16 protein-coding genes are annotated in these 16,346 nt (G+C 63.2%); 15 read left to right on the forward strand and 1 reads right to left on the reverse strand.

Annotated features, from left to right (window positions below):
* Position 1: 1 nt before the first annotated feature.
* The 15 genes from gspG to L8I05_RS03565 all read left to right on the forward strand — a co-directional run bounded on the left by gspG (position 2) and on the right by L8I05_RS03565 (position 14,958).
* Entirely contained in the window at positions 2-427 is a 426-nt protein-coding gene (gene gspG, locus L8I05_RS03495; protein WP_242167205.1) for a type II secretion system major pseudopilin GspG, read from the forward strand.
* A 7-nt stretch (positions 428-434) separates the two neighbouring features.
* Entirely contained in the window at positions 435-860 is a 426-nt protein-coding gene (locus L8I05_RS03500) for a prepilin-type N-terminal cleavage/methylation domain-containing protein (protein ID WP_242167206.1), read from the forward strand.
* The gene (locus L8I05_RS03505) at positions 857-1,189 is read left to right on the forward strand and encodes a prepilin-type N-terminal cleavage/methylation domain-containing protein (RefSeq protein ID WP_242167207.1); all 333 of its coding nucleotides are present in this window, start codon (positions 857-859) and stop codon (positions 1,187-1,189) included. The genes L8I05_RS03500 and L8I05_RS03505 overlap by 4 nt, the downstream gene beginning before the upstream one ends.
* Positions 1,186-1,794, forward strand: coding sequence for a prepilin-type N-terminal cleavage/methylation domain-containing protein (locus L8I05_RS03510; RefSeq protein WP_242167208.1), 609 nt, complete (start codon positions 1,186-1,188; stop codon positions 1,792-1,794). Before L8I05_RS03505 ends, L8I05_RS03510 begins: the two co-directional genes overlap by 4 nt.
* Positions 1,791-2,492, forward strand: coding sequence for a general secretion pathway protein GspK (locus L8I05_RS03515; protein WP_242167209.1), 702 nt, complete (start codon positions 1,791-1,793; stop codon positions 2,490-2,492). The genes L8I05_RS03510 and L8I05_RS03515 overlap by 4 nt, the downstream gene beginning before the upstream one ends.
* A complete protein-coding gene (locus tag L8I05_RS03520; protein WP_242167210.1) occupies positions 2,489-3,481 on the forward strand; it encodes a type II secretion system protein GspL in 993 nt (330 codons plus the stop codon). The genes L8I05_RS03515 and L8I05_RS03520 overlap by 4 nt, the downstream gene beginning before the upstream one ends.
* Positions 3,456-4,055 carry a type II secretion system protein GspM gene (gene gspM / locus L8I05_RS03525; protein WP_242167211.1) on the forward strand — a complete coding sequence of 200 codons (600 nt, stop codon included), beginning with the start codon at positions 3,456-3,458 and terminating at the stop codon, positions 4,053-4,055. Before L8I05_RS03520 ends, gspM begins: the two co-directional genes overlap by 26 nt.
* A complete protein-coding gene (locus L8I05_RS03530; protein ID WP_242167212.1) occupies positions 4,052-4,570 on the forward strand; it encodes a general secretion pathway protein GspN in 519 nt (172 codons plus the stop codon). Before gspM ends, L8I05_RS03530 begins: the two co-directional genes overlap by 4 nt.
* Before the next feature lie 5 nt (positions 4,571-4,575).
* Positions 4,576-6,699: a type II secretion system secretin GspD gene (gene gspD / locus L8I05_RS03535; protein WP_242167213.1), complete on the forward strand. Its 2,124-nt coding sequence runs from the start codon at positions 4,576-4,578 to the stop codon at positions 6,697-6,699.
* A gap of 1,120 nt (positions 6,700-7,819) precedes the next feature.
* Complete coding sequence (locus L8I05_RS03540) at positions 7,820-10,213, forward strand: TonB-dependent receptor (protein ID WP_242167214.1); 2,394 nt, start codon at positions 7,820-7,822, stop codon at positions 10,211-10,213.
* 25 nt (positions 10,214-10,238) lie between these two features.
* Positions 10,239-11,210, forward strand: coding sequence for an amino acid ABC transporter permease (locus L8I05_RS03545; RefSeq protein WP_242167215.1), 972 nt, complete (start codon positions 10,239-10,241; stop codon positions 11,208-11,210).
* On the forward strand, positions 11,203-11,976 hold the full coding sequence (locus L8I05_RS03550; protein ID WP_177018531.1) for an amino acid ABC transporter ATP-binding protein: 774 nt from the start codon (positions 11,203-11,205) through the stop codon (positions 11,974-11,976). The genes L8I05_RS03545 and L8I05_RS03550 overlap by 8 nt, the downstream gene beginning before the upstream one ends.
* A gap of 17 nt (positions 11,977-11,993) precedes the next feature.
* The gene (locus tag L8I05_RS03555; protein ID WP_159957979.1) at positions 11,994-12,917 is read left to right on the forward strand and encodes an ABC transporter substrate-binding protein; all 924 of its coding nucleotides are present in this window, start codon (positions 11,994-11,996) and stop codon (positions 12,915-12,917) included.
* An 11-nt stretch (positions 12,918-12,928) separates the two neighbouring features.
* Positions 12,929-14,512, forward strand: coding sequence for an FAD-dependent oxidoreductase (locus L8I05_RS03560; RefSeq protein ID WP_242167216.1), 1,584 nt, complete (start codon positions 12,929-12,931; stop codon positions 14,510-14,512).
* A gap of 11 nt (positions 14,513-14,523) precedes the next feature.
* On the forward strand, positions 14,524-14,958 hold the full coding sequence (locus L8I05_RS03565; RefSeq protein WP_242167217.1) for a RidA family protein: 435 nt from the start codon (positions 14,524-14,526) through the stop codon (positions 14,956-14,958).
* A 123-nt stretch (positions 14,959-15,081) separates the two neighbouring features.
* Here L8I05_RS03565 and L8I05_RS03570 read toward each other — a convergent pair whose 3' ends face one another.
* Entirely contained in the window at positions 15,082-16,221 is a 1,140-nt protein-coding gene (locus L8I05_RS03570; RefSeq protein ID WP_242167218.1) for a hypothetical protein, read from the reverse strand.
* Positions 16,222-16,346: the final 125 nt, after the last annotated feature.

The raw sequence follows: 16,346 nt of genomic DNA on the forward strand, positions 1-16,346 counted from the left end.
GATGAGACGCTTTAATTCCCGATCAGCACGCCGCCAACGCGGTTTCACCTTGCTGGAAATGCTCGCCGTGATCGTGCTGCTGGGCATTGTCGCAACCATCGTGGTGCGCCAGGTCGGCGGCAATGTGGACAAGGGCAAATACGGCGCAGGCAAGGCGCAGCTGGCCGGCCTGAGCATGAAAATCGACAGCTATGCGCTCGACGTCGGCGCGCCGCCCAACAGCCTGCAGCAACTGGTGGACAAGCCCGCCAACGCGTCCAGCTGGGCCGGCCCGTATGCCAAACCCTCGGACCTCAAAGACCCGTTCGGCCACGTGTTCGGCTACCGCTACCCAGGAGAACACGGCGCCTTTGACTTGATTTTCTACGGCCAGGACGGCCAACCGGGCGGCGATGGCTACAGCGCCGACTTGGGCAATTGGGAATAACCGGCGCATGAGCCAGCGCGGCTTCACCTTGCTGGAAATGCTGGTGGTCATCCTGTTGATCGGCGTCGCCGCCGGGTTACTCGGCCTGGGCGTGCGCCAAGGCTTGCAGGTGGCCAAAGAGCGTCGCGCGGTCGGGCAACTGGTCGACGCGCTGCGCACCACACGGGCCGGGGCGGTGATCAATGGCGCGGCGGCGCGAACTGAATTTGATCTCAACAAGATGACGTTCCAGGCACCGGGCCGCACGCAGCAAAGCTGGCCGCCCGAGCTGCACGTCACGTTGCACACCGCCGAGCAGTCCGGCTCCGCCATCGAGTTCTACCCCGACGGCAGCTCCACCGGCGGCAACCTGCTGTTGGCCAATGGCGCGCGGCGTTGGCGCATTGACGTCGGCTGGCTGACCGGCAGCGTGCAGTCCAAGGCGTTGCCATGAAGCGCCAGGCGGGGTTTACCTTGCTCGAAATGCTCGCCGCGCTGACCTTGATGGCGGTGTGCAGCACGGTGTTGCTGGTGGCTTTCGGCCAAAGCGCACGCTCACTGTCGCAAGTGGCCTATAGCGACCGCCTCACCCATGCGGCGCTGACCGTGCTGGATCAGGAAGCGGCGGGGCCGCTGGCCGAGGGTGTCAGCCAAGGCAATCTGGACGGCATCCACTGGCAACTGACCAGCACTCGGCAACAGGCTCAGGTGTTTCGGCTTGACCTGACCGTCAGCGAAGGGCCGCACCAGGCCCATTTCAGTACCTTGAAGGCCCGGCTGTGAAGCGCCGCGAGCAGGGCTTCACCTTGCTGGAAATCCTTGTGGTGTTGAGCCTGCTGTCGATGTTGCTGGTGCTGGTGGGCGGCGCATTGCTGGGCGCCAATCGCGCGGTGGCCAAGGCCCAGCGCTTCACCGCGAGCCTGGATGAAATGCGCGCCGCGCAGCAGTTTTTGCGTACGGCGATCAGCGAAGCGCTGCCGTTGGATGTCACTGAGGACGACAGCCAAACCGAGGGTTTTTTTGTCGGCACACCCGAGCGCTTGCAGTTCGTGGCGACCTTGCCGGGTGTGCTCGGTGGCGGGATTCAGCGGTTCACCCTGCAACGCCACGAGCAGGCGTTGCAGGTGGCGTTTTCGCAGTTGGAATCCCACACCAATGTCGCCCGCAGTGAGCCGCAAGTACTGCTGAAAAACGTCAGGGATTTACACTTCAGTTATCGCGGCGTCTCGCCCCTCGGCCAAGCCACAGGCTGGATGGGTGAATGGCCGTGGCCCCGGCGACTGCCGTCAGCGGTGCGCATCGCTGCCGCCCTCGACGGCCCGGTGCCTTGGGTCACCCAGGTGATCGCCCTGCGCCTGAACCTTGCCAGCGGAGCGCAAGAAGAATGAAGCGCCAACGCGGCGCGGCCCTGTTGCTGGTGCTGTGGGCGCTGGCTTTGCTCAGCGTGTTGCTTGGCGGCCTGGCCGGTTGGGTACAGCTGGAAAGCCGCCAGGCGCTGTGGCTGCGCCAGCACACCCAGACCGTGCTGGCCGCCGAAGCCGGCATTGCCCTGGCCATGGCCGATCGGCACTGGATCGCCGACGGCCGTGACATACCGCTGACCTTCGATGACGCGCAATTGCACGTCAGCCTGCGCAGCGAGCGCGGCAAGCTGTACCTGATCAACGCCGAGGCGGATGACTTCATGCGCCTGGCCCTGGCCTGTGGCGCCACCCAAGGCCAGGCCGACCAATTGGTCAAAGCGCTTGAGGCTCGCCGCAAGCAGGGCCTGCCGCCGTTTCGGGTGCTGGAAGAAGTGCGCCAATTGCCCGGCATGACGCAAGCGCTGTACAGCCAATTGCTGCCGGAAATCACCTTGTGGAGTGACCTCGATCGGCCTGATCCGGCCTTCGCCAGCCCGCTGATGCACAAGGCGCTGAACCTGCCGCGCCAGAACGCCGAAGGCGCCGACCCAGGCGTTGTGCTGGTGGTCGACAGCCGCGCACAACGCCCCGGCGGCTATCACGCCCGCCTGCAAATTACCGTTTTACTGAGCCCCACGGAGGACGGCGCGCAACCCTACCGGGTGCTGCGTTGGCAAGAATGAATCGACTCGAACCCATCGCCCGGCACTGGCGCGGCAGCCTGCTGCAACAAGGCTGGCGCCTGTGGCTTGCGGAATTGCGCGCCTGTGTGCCGACTTGGCTGGCGCTGCACGAGCCGCCTGAGCAGGTCTATCACTGGCCTTTGACAGCGCCCGTCGCACCCGGCAGCACGTGCCAGGTGCTGATGCTCGCGCCGGATGCCGTGCTGCTGCAAACCGTGCAATTGCCGCTGGCCGCTGCACGCAACCTGACCGCCGTGGTCGGTTACGAGCTGGATCGCTACACGCCTTTCGAGGCGGACCAGCTGTACTTCGTCGCGCGCCAGGAGCAACGCACGGCCACGCATGTGCAGGTCACACTGGTGGCGATCCTGCGCGAACAGCTGGACCAGATCCTCATCGACTGCGCCACCCTCGGCGTGCATCCCCATCGCGTGGATGTGAACCACCTGGGCATCGACTTGCTCCCCGCGCCCCTGCGCCCGCGCCAACGCCCGACCGGCAAAGGCCTGCAACGCAGCCTGCCGTGGCTGTGCGGCGCCTTGCTGATTGCGGCGATGTTGCTGTGGCTCAACGACCGCCAGCGCGTGCTCGACGCCATGCACGCCAGCGTGCAGCAGCAAAAAGCCCAGGTCGCCGAGGTGCACGCGTTGCGCCAGCAACTGCTCAACACCCGTGGCGCAGCGCAGTATTTAACCCGGCGCAAACTCGCGCAACCGCCCCTGGCCGCATTGCTCAACGACCTCACTACTTGCCTGCCCGCCGACACCTGGCTGGACCAGTTGGACGTCAAGGACGGCGAGATTTCTTTCGCCGGGCAAAGCGCCAAGGCCAGTGCGCTGATCACTCGCATCAAGGGCTGCCACAGCCTGGAAAACGCCCAGTTCGAAGGGGTGATTCAACCCGATGCGCGCACCGGCAAGGACCAGTTTGCCCTGCGTGCCCATCTACGCCAGGAGGCCGCCGATGCGCCGACCCCTCACACCCCGTGAACGTCGCGGGGCGGCCTTGCTGTTGCTGGCCGTGGTCGTCGGCGCGGCTTACTGGCTGTTGATCGACAGCTGGTTCGCCGGCCCTTTGCGTGACATGGGCGAGCAGGCCGAGCACTTGCGCGAGCAGCAGCAACGCTACGCCGGCGTGGTGCGCCAGGGCGATGCGCTGCGCCAGCAACTGCTGCTGGCGCAACAAGACCCTGCCAGCAGCACCAGCCTGTTGCCCGGCGATGACCCTGACGTCGTGGCCGCCGACCTGATGCAGCGCCTCGCCGACCTGATTAACAGCCACGCTAACTTGGGCGGTGGCTGCAGCCTGACCCAGCGCAAGCCGATCACCCCGGAACAGGACGAGGGCGAACCGTATCGCCAGGTCAAGGTCAGCCTCACGCTCGACTGCGCCATCGAACCTTTGGAGGCGGTGCTGCATGAGCTGGAATACCAGCCGCCGTTTCTGTTTGTGGATGAGCTACGTATCCGCCGTGGCCAGCAGGCACCGGCCACGGGCGGTGCGGGAAAACTCCAGGTGCACCTGCTGGTGCGCGGCTATCTGCAACCGCAGGTGGCGCGATGATCAGTGCATTGCGCCCCTTGGAATGGGGCTTGCTGAGCCTCGCCGGGTTACTCGGTGTGTTGATGGCGGTCATCCTCAGCAGCCTCGGCGACGAACCGCAGTGGCTGCCCGCACCGGCCACTCGCGCGCAGCCGTCGGCCAGCGTACACGCAGCGCCGAACGTGACGTTGGAAAGCCTCGCCGCCACCTGGCAGGCGCCGCTGTTCAGCCCGGATCGCAGCCCCGATAGCGTGGTCGGCAAAGCCCGGGTCACGGGCCTGGCCAACCTCACCCTGAGCGGCATCATGATCACCGGCAACCTGCAAATGGCCATGCTCAAGCAGGCCGATGGTCGCCCCTTGACCGTGCGCCTCGGCCAGACGCTGCCCAACGGCTGGCGCCTGGAACACCTCACGCCGCAATACGCCCGTTTCGCCCTGGACGGCCGCACGCAGACCTTGAGCCTCTACGCCAAGCGCCTGCCGCCGCGGTCCACCCGGCCCCCGATTACTCTTCCCCGCGAGCCCCTCCCTTGATCGATATGCGCACCTCAACGTTTTGCCTGGCCACCGCCCTCGCACTGGGCGGCTGTGGCGTCTTCCCCGATCGCCTCGACCCGGACGACGATCTGCTGCACGAAGCCATGCAGGGCACCGGTTCGCAGCGCCCGCCGAGTGAGGCGCCTGCGCCTGAAAACCCCCAGCCTGCCGCCACATCGGCGCCGCAACGCCAGGTGATCCGTGGCAACCAGCAGTTCGTGCGCCAGCCCGCCGCAGCACCGATCGCGAAAGAGGCGGGCGGCGACATCGTGTTCAACTTCGCCGACCAGCCCATCGAAGCGGTGATCAACAGCGTGATGGGCGACCTGCTGCACGAAAACTACAGCATCGCCCAGGGCGTGAAGGGCAACGTCAGCTTCTCCACCTCTAAACCGGTGGACAAGCAGCAAGCGTTGTCGATTCTGGAAACCCTGTTGTCGTGGACCGACAACGCGATGATCCGCCAGGGCCAGCGCTACGTGATCCTGCCGGCCGACCAGGCAGTGGCGGGCAAGCTGGTGCCACAGATGCACGTGGCCGCGCCGTCCAGCGGCCTGTCGGCGCGGCTGTTTCCACTTCGCTATATCTCAGCCACCGAGATGCAAAAACTGCTCAAGCCGTTCGCCCGCGAGAACGCGTTTTTGCTGGTCGACCCGGCGCGCAATATCCTCAGCCTGGCCGGCACCCCGGAGGAATTGGCCAACTATCAGGAGACCATCGACACCTTTGATGTGGACTGGCTCAAGGGCATGTCGGTCGGCGTATTCGGCCTGCAGCGCGCGTCGGTGGCCGAGCTGATGCCCGAGCTGCAAGGCATGTTCGGCCCCGACAGCGGCATGCCGTTGGCCGGGATGCTGCGGTTTTTGCCTATCGAACGGACTAACTCGGTTGTGGCGATTTCTTCACAGCCGCAGTACCTCAGCGAAGTCGGTGACTGGATCCGCACCATCGACGAGGGCGGCGGTAATGAGCCGCAAATGTACGTCTACGACGTGCGCAATATGAAGGCCTCGGACCTGGCCAAGTACCTGCGGCAGATCTATGGCAATGAGGCGATCAAGGATGACGCGCCGGCGAAGGTTGCGCCGGGGTTGCGCACTGCTACGTTGTCGTCGCCCAACCGCAATTCCGGCGGGTTGCAAGATGCGCCGCCGCCCTCCGATGAACCTGAGCAAGCACCGGACGTTGCTGCGCCTGCGCCGGATAATAGCCTTGAGGCCGGGACACGTATTACAGCGCAGAAAAGCAGTAACCAACTGCTGGTGCGCACGCGTCCGGCGCAGTGGAAAGAGATCGAGGCGGCGATCAAGCGCCTGGATAATCCGCCGCTTCAGGTGCAGATAGAGACGCGCATTCTGGAGGTCAAGCTGACCGGCGAGTTGGACCTTGGGGTGCAGTGGTACCTGGGGCGCCTGGCGGGGAATTCCGGCAGCAAGACGGTGGCGAACGCGTCCGGCAGCCAGGGCGCGTTGGGCGGTGGCGGGGCGGGGTTGGGGGCTTCGGATTCGTTGTTTTATTCGTTTGTCAGCGCCAATTTGCAGGTGGCGTTGCATGCGTTGGAGACCAATGGGCGGACTCAGGTATTGTCGGCGCCGTCGTTGGTGGTGATGAATAATCAGCCAGCGCAGATTCAGGTGGGGGATAACATTCCCATCAGTCAGACCACGGTGAATACCGGGGTTTCGGATACTACGTTGAGCAGTGTTGAGTATGTGCAGACGGGGGTGATTCTGGATGTGGTGCCGCGCATTAATCCGGGGGGGTTGGTGTATATGGATATTCAGCAGCAGGTCAGTGATGCCGAGAGTCAGAGTGGCACGAGTGATACGCCGGTGAATCCGCGGATTTCGACGCGGTCGGTGTCGACGCAGGTGGCGGTGCAGAGTGGGCAGACTGTTTTGTTGGGTGGCTTGATCAAGCAGGACAATGCTGAGAGTGTCAGCGCGGTGCCGTATTTGGGCAAGATTCCGGGGTTGCGGTGGTTGTTTGGCAGCACCAGAAAGTCCAAGGACCGCACGGAGTTGATTGTGTTGATTACGCCTCGGGTGATTACCAGCAGCAGCCAGGCGCGGCAGGTGACGGATGATTATCGGCAGCAGATGCAGTTGCTGCGGCCGGGGAGATGAAGTGGAGGAATGGGGTAGGAAATGTGGGAGCTGGCTTGCCTGCGATGCAGGCACCCCGGTCTATCAGGCACAACCAGTTGATGCCATCGCAGGCAAGCCAGCTCCCACATTTGATTGAGTTCAGTCTCCAAGACCAGGTCGACTGCCAGGCCGCCGCCCACAATTTTCCCGAGTTCGGCCGCCAGACCAGTGCGCTCTGCTTTTCTGTGGGAGCTGGCTTGCCTGCGATGCAGGCACCCCGGTCTATCAGGCACAACCAGTTGATGCCATCGCAGGCAAGCCAGCTCCCACATTTGATTGAGTTCAGTCTCCAAGACCAGGTCGACTGCCAGGCCGCCGCCCACAATTTTCCCGAGTTCGGCCGCCAGACCAGTGCGCTCTGCTTTTCTGTGGGAGCTGGCTTGCCTGCGATGCAGGCACCCCGGTCTATCAGGCACAACCAGTTGATGCCATCGCAGGCAAGCCAGCTCCTACAATTTGATTGAGTTTAGCCTCCAAGACCAGGTCGGCTGCCAGGCCGCCGTGCTCTGCTTTTGATCTTGATCTGCTTTTGATTTTGATCTTAGGCGCCCCGTTAAACCACGCTGGCCGGAGTGAGGACATGCCGAGCCTAGGCGAGGCACCGAGTGGTGGGGCAAGAGCCCTTTGCTTACTTTGGGCTGGGCCGGCATTCCGGCTTTTCCAAAGTGAGCCGCCGTAAGGGCGGAACCCATATCCGCCATCACCCAACTAACGGATATGTACACCGCCCCCAACCCCCACCAAATCTCAAAAAGACATTAACAACACGAATAAAAATATTAATAAATAATGAAAGTAGAGAATATTAGCTTATACCCAAATAGCATTATATTTTTAAAATCCATTCCGTTATGTTTGATCGCAACAGCCTACCCCTGACCTCGGATGGTACCCAGCGTGATTCAGATTCTGCGCGCCATAACCGGGTAAAGACCCCGCGGCAGAATCGTTGGAACGGAGTTCAACGTATGTTGCCCATTCAAACCCCTCGCTCGCCCCACACCTAGTTTCCAATCGCCGAAACACCCCGGAAAAAACCGAGCACCGCGCACGACCGCGCGACTGCCCGACTTCGCGATTTGGAACGTCTGGAGCGACCATGAAACAAGTTCTACACCCCACCGCCGCACTGGCGCTGGCCCTGCTGACAAGCACGGCCCAGGCCCAGGACGACAGCACCTTGTCCACCGTGGTGGTCACCGGCAACCGTGGCGCCGAACAGCGCACCGTCACCAGCAGCCCGGTGCCGATTGATGTGGTCAGCGCCAAGCAACTGCAAAGCACCGGCAAACCTGGCCTGATGGAAGCCCTGAGCGCCGTCATCCCCTCCCTGACCCTGCCGGAAAAAACCGGTTGGGACGCCAGCGGCATTGCCCGCGCCCCGAACCTGCGTGGCCTGAGCGCCGCCGAAGTGCTGGTGCTGGTCAACGGCAAGCGCCGCCACACCAGCGCCACCTTGAACATCAACGGCATCAACACCGGCGCCGCGCCCGCCGACCTCGACTTGATCCCCATCAGCGCCATCGATCATGTGGAAGTGCTGCGCGACGGCGCCGCTGCCCAATACGGTTCCGATGCCATCGCCGGGGTGATCAACGTGATCCTCAAGGCCGACACCAGCGGCACCTCGGTGACCAACGTCGGCCAGGGTTACGACGGCAAGAAGCAGACCGTGCAACAAAGCCTCAACAAGGGCTTCGAGATCGGCAACGGCGGTATCGTGCAATTGGCCCTGGACGCGCGCAGCCAGAATGACGACAACAAGGCCAGCGCCAACGGCTACAGCTATGCACAAGCATATGAGCAGGCGGGTCGTGCAACCTATGGCGGCTACGGCACACCCAAGACCAACCTGCTGACCCTGGGCTACAACGCCGAGCTGCCGATCGACGACAGCCTGAGCCTGTATTCCTTTACCACCTATTCGCGGCGCAAGGCCGAGCAGGGCCAGAATTTCCGCCTGCCGACCATCACCAACACCATCACCACCGGGCCGAATGGCTACCCGGCCGGGTATACGCCGACCTGGTACATCGACGAAGACGATTTCCAGGCCGCGTTCGGCGGCAAAGGCACCGTCGGCGCGTGGGACTGGGACCTGTCCACCACCTACGGGCGCAACGCAGCGGAGCAGGGCACCACCCATAACCAGAATCCGTCGCTGGGCGAGTACACGCCCAACAGCTTCACCTCCGGCACCTGGATTTCCACCGAGCTGACCACCAACCTCGACTTCAAGCGCGGCTTCGACATCGGCCTGCAAAAGCCGCTGGACCTGTCCTATGGCTTCGAGCATCGGCGTGACACTTATGAGGTGCAGGCCGGTGACTATGCGTCCTATGCCAATGGCGGCTACTGCGTGGCGCCGGGCAATTGCGCGTCGTCCGGGGCGCAGGTCACCAACGGCATTTCACCGGCTGAAGAAAGCAGTGCCTCGCGCAACAGCCTCGCCAGCTATGTGGATGTGGGTTTCAACCCGCTGCCGGACTGGTACGTGGGCACCGCGTTTCGCTATGAGCATTACAACGAAGGCGTTGGCGCGACCCGCAGCGGCAAGCTGACCACGCGCTACGATTTCACCCCGCAATTTGCCGTGCGCGCCACGGTCAGCAATGGCTTCCGCGCACCGTCCCTGGCCAACAGCCTGTTCAGTGCGCGCTCGACCACCTATGGCGTAGTCGACGGCGTGTATCAGTCGATCAACTACGGCGTGCTGCCGGTGGGCTCGGCGGCGGCCAAGGCTCTCGGCGCCCAGGATTTGAAACCCGAGCGCTCGACCAACTTCAGCCTCGGTTTCACCCTCACGCCCACCGATCGCTTGAACTTCACCGCCGACGCCTACGTGATCAACCTGCGCGACCGCATCACCCTGACCGGCACCTTGCTCGGCCCGGAAGTCACCCAGGTGTTGCAGAACAACGGCATCAATTCCACCTCCGGCGGCCAGTACTTCATCAACGGTGCCGACACCCGCACCAAAGGCGTGGACCTGGTCAGCAACTACAACCAGGACATCGGCCCGTACGGCTCGTTGAAGTGGACGGCAGCGTTCAACTGGAACCAGACCAAGATCCTCAACTACAAGGCCTCCACCGACATCCTCGGCACCTCCTACGACCTGATGGACCGCCAGGCCCGTGGCCTGATCACCGATGTGCAGCCCACGACCAAGCTGATCCTGGGCGGTGACTGGAGCATCGACCGCTTCAACTTCAACCTGGCCTTGACCCGTTATGGCTCGTACAAAGAGGTCAACGTCTCTGCCGACCGCAGCCTCGACCGGGTCTACAGCGCCAAATGGATCACCGACCTCGACCTTGGCTACAACCTCACCAAAGACCTCAACATCGCCGTCGGCGCCAAGAACCTGTTTGACCAATACCCCAAGAAACAAGGCGTGCCGAGCAGCACCATGCTCGCCAGCTACGGCACCTATTCGCCCTACGGTTTTACCGGCGGGTACTACTACACCCGGCTGACTTACGCCTTCTAAGGCCGCAACCCGCGAGGAATAGACCATGCCCATTGTCGCCAAAACCTATGACCTGATCGATGAGGTCACCGACTACCCGGTGCGCCAGGCGCGCGTCGCCACGCCGATCAAAGCCTTGCACGTGGTGCCGGCCCGGCACCCCTGGCGCTGGGCCGGGTCGATTTTTGCCGCGCTGGTGCTGCTCGCTATCGTGCATTCGCTGGCCACCAACCCGCGCTGGGAGTGGGGCGTGTTCGGCCAGTGGTTCTTCTCGCCGTCGGTGTTGCGTGGCCTCGGCCAGACGCTGTTGCTGACACTGCTGAGTACCGTGTTCAGCATCATCCTCGGCACTGCGCTGGCCCTGGCGCGGTTGTCGGGCTCGCCGCTGCTGGCGGCGTTGGCCTGGGGCTATATCTGGTTCTTCCGCTCGATGCCGGCGCTGCTGGTGCTGATCATCCTCTACAACTTTGCCTACCTCTACGACCACATCGTCGTCGGCGTGCCGTTCACCGGTGTGGTGTTCGCCGAGTGGTCGACGGTGGATGTACTCAGCCAATTCACCGTGGCGGTGTTGGGCCTGAGCCTGATGCAAGCGGCCTACGCGGCGGAGATTATTCGCGGCGGCCTGATCGGCGTGGATGCCGGCCAGCATGAAGCGGCGGCGGCCTTGGGTTTGCCGGCTTCGCGCCGCATTTTCCGCATCGTCCTGCCCCAGGCGCTGCGCTCGATTCTGCCCTCGGGGTTCAACGAAATCATTGGCCTGGTCAAGGGCACCTCCATCGTCTACGTGCTGGCCTTGCCGGAGCTGTTCTACACCGTGCAGGTCATCTACAACCGCACCCAGGCGGTGATTCCACTGCTGATCGTGGCCACCGTCTGGTACTTGATCATCACCACCGTGCTGACCAGCGCGCAGTACTACGTCGAGCGCCACTTCGCGCGTGGCACCGCGCGCGTGCTGCCGCCGACGCCCCTGCAACGCATCCGCCGCTGGCTCAAGGAGAAAACCCATGAGTGAAGCACGCGCCGGGCGCATCCAGATCCAGGGCGTGGGCAAGCGCTTTGGCAACCAGCAGGTATTGAAAGACATCGACCTGACCATCGACCCCGGCAAGGTCACGGTGATTCTCGGGCCGTCCGGCTCGGGCAAGTCCACCTTGCTGCGCACCATCAACCACCTGGAGAAAATCGACAGCGGGCACATCACCATCGACGGTGAATACGTCGGCTACCGCCGCAAGGGTGACCTGCTCTACGAATTGAAAGAGCGCGAGATTCTTAAACGCCGCATCGACGTGGGCTTCGTGTTCCAGAACTTCAACCTGTTCCCGCACCTCACCGCCTGGGAAAACATCGCCGAGGCGCCGCTGGCCCACAAACGCTGGAGCAAGGCCGAAGCCCACTTCAAGGCCGCCGAGTTGCTGGCCAAGGTTGGCCTGGCGGACAAGGTCGATGCTTACCCGCGCCAGCTCTCCGGTGGCCAGCAACAGCGCGTCGCCATCGCCCGTGCCCTGGCGCTGGACCCCAAGGTGCTGCTGTTTGACGAACCCACTTCAGCCCTCGACCCGGAACTGGTGGGCGAGGTGCTCGACGTGATCAAGGGCCTGACCCAGCTGGGTGTGACCCTGGTGATCGTCACCCATGAGATCGGTTTTGCCCGCGAGGTGGCCGACCATGTGGTGTTTCTCTGCGATGGCCAACTGATCGAAGAAGGCCCGCCCGAACAGATTTTCCGCCAACCCCGACATCCTCGCACCGTGGCCTTTCTCGGCAAAGTGCTTTAGTTCAAGGAGTGACTGCCATGTTCATCAATACCGCCCGCGTGGCCCTGTTGGCGCTTGCCGTCAGCACCGCGCAAAGCGCCTTCGCCGTGCAACAGGTCGACCTCAGCCCCGACCGCGTGCGCATCCATGTGCCGCGCAATGAAGCGGCCATCGCGCAGATCCCGCCAGGCTTCAAGTTCGCCCAGCCGGGCAAATTCACCGTGGCCGTGTCCGGCGTGGCCGGGCCACCGCTCGCGCTGCTGGCCAATGACGACAAGACCACCATCGGCAGCGAGGCCGACACCGCGCAGTTGGTGGCTGATAGTTTGGGCTTGCAACTCAACGTGGTGCAGACCAGCTGGGAAGATTGGCCGTTGGGCGTCAGCTCGGGCAAATACGACGCGGTGATCAGCAATGTCACCGTCACCGAGGCGCGCAAAAAACGCTTCGACTTTGCTACCTATCGCCAGGATGTGCTCGGGTTTTATGTGAAGAGCACCAGCAAGATCACTGAGATCAAACAGGCCTCGGACATCGCCGGGCTGAAGATCATCGTCGGCTCCGGCACCAATCAGGAAAAAGTCTTGCTGGCCTGGAACGAGGCGAATGAAAAGGCCGGCATCAAACCGGCGCTGCTGCAGTACTTCGACGACCAGGCCGCCGCGCAACTGGCGGTGCAGTCCGGGCGCAGCGATGCGCTGTTCGGGCCTAACTCGGTGTACGCCTATTCGGCGGCCATCACCGGCGGCATCAAGCTCGTCGGCACGGTGAATGGTGGCTGGCCGTTGAAGGCGGATATCGCCGTGACCACGCGCAAGGACAACGGCCTGGTCAAGCCGATCCACACTGCGCTGGAAGGCGCGATTGCCGGAGGCCAATACGAACAGGTGTTGCAACGGTGGGGCCTGGACATTGAGCGCGTCGACAAATCGCTGATCAACCCACCGGGCTTGCCGGACTAGGAGTCGCGAACATGGGACTGACACGACGTGAAGCGCTGTCGAGCATCGCCGCAGTTGGCGGTGAGCCGGCCGTCAAGGATGCACTCGCGGCATTGGGCTTGGGGCCGTCATCGCACCGGCGCCCGCAACCGCTGAAACTCAAGCCAGGCCTGGGCCAGGGCACCCGCGTGCTGGTGCTGGGCGCGGGGGTTGCCGGGCTGGTCACTGCGCTGGAATTGACTCGCGCCGGGTTCGAAGTGCGAGTGCTGGAAGCCCGGGACCGGGTCGGCGGGCGCACCTGGACCCTGCGCAATGGCGACCGCGTGGACTACAAGGACGGCCGCACGCAAACCGTGGCATTTGATCAGGGCCTGTATTTCAACGCCGGCCCGGCCAGGATTCCCAGCCAGCACCGTACGATTCTCGACTATTGCAGCGAACTGGGCGTGCCGCTCGAAGTACTGGTCAACAGCAGCCATGGCGCCCAGGTGCGCCCGGACCTGCAACAGCCGGCGTTCACCGTCGGCCAGGCGATCAACGATGCACGCGGGCACTTGTCCAGCCTGCTGGCCACAGCGGTGCAGCGTGATGCGCTCGACGATGTGTTGAGCAGTGAAGAGCGCACGCGCTTGCTGGCATTTCTGCAGGTATACGGCGACCTGTCGCAAGAGCTGGCCTATGAAGGCAGCCTGCGTGCCGGCCACCTGGAGTCGCCCGCGCACCCCGGCGCATTGCCCGCCAGCCGCAGCCCGCTGGCGCTGGACCGGCTGCTGCACCCCGAACTCTGGGGCGCGCTATTGCACACGGAGTTTCCGGAGTTCTCGGCGACCATGTTCCAACCGGTCGGCGGCATGGACCGTATCACCGACGCCTTCTACCAGCGCGTGCGCGACCACGTGCAACTCGGCGCCCAGGTGCGCCAGATCCGTCAGCTGGAAGACGGCGTGGCGGTGACCTACCACGATAAACACAGTGGCCGCGAACAGGTGGTGCGCGCCGATTACCTGGTCTCGACCTTGCCGCTGCCGCTGCTGGCCAAGCTCGACACCGATTTCAGCGACCCGATCAAGGCCGCGTTGCTCAGCACCCGCAGCGACCAGGCGACCAAAGTGGCGTGGCAATCGCCGCGCTTCTGGGAGACCGATTACCGCACCTACGGCGGCCTGTCCTGGATCGAGCACCCGGCGCGGTTGCTCTGGTATCCGAGCAACGACCTCAACACCCGCGAAGGTTTGCTGGTGGCCGGTTACGTAACCGGGGAGGGCGCCGACGTGTTTGGCGCGCAACCGTTCGAGCAGCAGTACGCCACTTCCAGGGAAGCCGTGGAGCTATTGCATCCGGGTTACGCCAAACACCTGCGCAACCCGCTGGCGGTGTCCTGGGAACAGATTCCCTACAGCGAAGGCCCGTGGCTGCAACGCGAACATTTTCCCGCCGACGCCAGTGCCTTGCTCGAACAGGCCCATGGCCGTGTGTACTTCGCCGGTGACGGCCTGGTGCAAAGCGGCGTGGGCATCTGGCAGGAATCGGCAGCCAATTCGGCGCGCCATGTGGTCGCGCAACTGGCTGACCGTGTGGCCCAACAAACCTACCTTGCGGCAGTGGCCGCCTCTTAAGGAGCACCCTCATGAGCGACAGCATTCAACGTACCAGCGTCGGCGATTTTCCGATTTCGCAAACCGTGACTGTGCCAGCCTCCGCCAGCCTGATTTTCGTCAGCGGCACCTTGCCGGACCTTGCCGACGCCCAGGCACCCGCTGGCACGCCAGCCGCGTACGGCAGCACCGAAGTGCAGACGGTGTCGGTGTTCAACAAACTGCGCAAGATCCTTCAACAGCAAGACCTGGACCTGGGCGATATCGTGCAGCTGCGGGTGTTCCTGGTCGGCGCCGAAGAGACCGGCGGCAAGCTCGACTTTGCCGGGTTGCAGCGTGGTTACACGCAGTTCTTCGGCACGCCCGAACAGCCGAACAAACCCGCGCGCACTGCGTTGCAAGTGGTGGCGTTGCCGCTGCCGGGGGCACTGGTGGAAGTCGAAGCCATCGCCGCTAGAATTGCTTGATTTGAAGTGAGCTGGCTTGTTGTGGCGCGCGGGGCTGTTGTGGCGAGCGGGCTTACCACAACAAGCCCGCTCGCCACTACAAATCCTGCATGCCATGTTCCACCGGCTACTTAGGGCAAGCGCCTAGGCACCCTTGCCGGGCAGTGGCCAGATCTGCTCGCGCACCGATTCGCCGAGCCAAACCATGCCGTGCATGAAGGTATCGCGCTCCTGTGGCGTGGTGAGTGGGAAGCTGGCGTAGTGCGTGTGCGCCATCACCCGCAGTTCTTCGGCCCACGCCTGCTTTTCCTGCTCACTGTCGAGGTTGCAGCCCTCAAGGACGTCAGCCGGAAGAAAGGTGCTCAACGCTATGGGCAGCGCATCGTGGGTGCCCAGGCGCGCGTTGAGCGTGGCGCTGCAGATCTCTACGGTCAGCCCGCTGATGCCCTTGGTCAGGAGCTTTTTCAGCGGTTTTATCTTGTTGTTGGCGGCGAAGTGGGTGGACTTGAGCAGGGTGTTGTAATGCGGTTTGAAGTGGTTGATCAGGGCGGCCTCAGCCAGTGTGATGACCTCATCACGGTTCAAGCGCACATTGCGCAGCCGCTCAAAATGCTCCGCCTCATCCTGTTCGCTGGCCACCGGTTCAGCATTGAAGTCACCGCCGTTGCTGATCATCGTCCGGCCGTGCTCGAACCGGTAGAGCAGGATCGACACCTCCAGCTCGGGGTTGTTGGTTGAGGTTTCTGCAAGGATGCGTTGCAAGGTGGTGTGGTTCAACAGCCGGTCCACCGCCGTACGCGCGTGAACCTTGCCGATGCCCTGGCCGACATACAGCACGTTCATGTCCCGATGTTCCGCTTGCAGGGCGCTGGTCGCGTTTGCCACGACGATGTGCGCGGCGGTGGTCATTTGCCGTGAGGTCGAGAGGATAGTCAGGTGCGTGCCGTTGGGCGCGACCAGCACCTGTTCGATGTCATCCTGATCGTCAGGCCCGATCCTCGGAATGTCATAACGGAAAGGGATGGACTGCACGCCCTGTTCGCTCATCACGATAAAACTGCCGTGCGCCGATCGACCGAGCAAGTACAGGTCATGCGGGTTGATCAGCACCCGACGCCTGGCGGTGATCAGGTAGATATTGCTGCCGGCAATCGCCTCTCGGAAATGCCCATCGCCCTTGGCGCGGTAGAGGTCGGCGGGTGTCAATACCGTGGGTGGGCTGGAATAGAGGTGAGTTGCGCCTTCGGCAGAAAACTGTCGAATGATCGAATCCATGCTGGTCATCGTTCCGTCCTGGCGGGGCTGCGCACAACGGCAGCGTCGCGCCGCAGTGTGGCAAAAAAACGCGGCCATGGGCACTGACTGAACGGATAGGTATTCAGTTTTACCCACGGGATGTACACCTGACT

The sequence above is a fragment of the Pseudomonas sp. MONT-RG-20F-20-E-7-02 genome, assembly GCF_022662395.1.
Taxonomy (GTDB): domain Bacteria; phylum Pseudomonadota; class Gammaproteobacteria; order Pseudomonadales; family Pseudomonadaceae; genus Aquipseudomonas.

Bases quoted from the DNA above. Each gene is read 5' to 3' on its own strand.
- L8I05_RS03560 (WP_242167216.1), top strand. From the start codon at position 12,929: ATGGGACTGACACGACGTGAAGCGCTGTCGAGCATCGCCGCAGTTGGC.
- L8I05_RS03520 (WP_242167210.1), top strand. From the start codon at position 2,489: ATGAATCGACTCGAACCCATCGCCCGGCACTGGCGCGGCAGCCTGCTG.
- L8I05_RS03505 (WP_242167207.1), top strand. From the start codon at position 857: ATGAAGCGCCAGGCGGGGTTTACCTTGCTCGAAATGCTCGCCGCGCTG.
- L8I05_RS03555 (WP_159957979.1), top strand. From the start codon at position 11,994: ATGTTCATCAATACCGCCCGCGTGGCCCTGTTGGCGCTTGCCGTCAGC.
- gspG (WP_242167205.1), top strand. From the start codon at position 2: ATGAGACGCTTTAATTCCCGATCAGCACGCCGCCAACGCGGTTTCACC.
- L8I05_RS03515 (WP_242167209.1), top strand. From the start codon at position 1,791: ATGAAGCGCCAACGCGGCGCGGCCCTGTTGCTGGTGCTGTGGGCGCTG.
- L8I05_RS03550 (WP_177018531.1), top strand. From the start codon at position 11,203: ATGAGTGAAGCACGCGCCGGGCGCATCCAGATCCAGGGCGTGGGCAAG.
- L8I05_RS03565 (WP_242167217.1), top strand. From the start codon at position 14,524: ATGAGCGACAGCATTCAACGTACCAGCGTCGGCGATTTTCCGATTTCG.
- gspM (WP_242167211.1), top strand. From the start codon at position 3,456: ATGCGCCGACCCCTCACACCCCGTGAACGTCGCGGGGCGGCCTTGCTG.
- L8I05_RS03540 (WP_242167214.1), top strand. From the start codon at position 7,820: ATGAAACAAGTTCTACACCCCACCGCCGCACTGGCGCTGGCCCTGCTG.
- L8I05_RS03530 (WP_242167212.1), top strand. From the start codon at position 4,052: ATGATCAGTGCATTGCGCCCCTTGGAATGGGGCTTGCTGAGCCTCGCC.
- L8I05_RS03500 (WP_242167206.1), top strand. From the start codon at position 435: ATGAGCCAGCGCGGCTTCACCTTGCTGGAAATGCTGGTGGTCATCCTG.
- gspD (WP_242167213.1), top strand. From the start codon at position 4,576: ATGCGCACCTCAACGTTTTGCCTGGCCACCGCCCTCGCACTGGGCGGC.
- L8I05_RS03570 (WP_242167218.1), bottom strand. From the start codon at position 16,221: ATGACCAGCATGGATTCGATCATTCGACAGTTTTCTGCCGAAGGCGCA.
- L8I05_RS03545 (WP_242167215.1), top strand. From the start codon at position 10,239: ATGCCCATTGTCGCCAAAACCTATGACCTGATCGATGAGGTCACCGAC.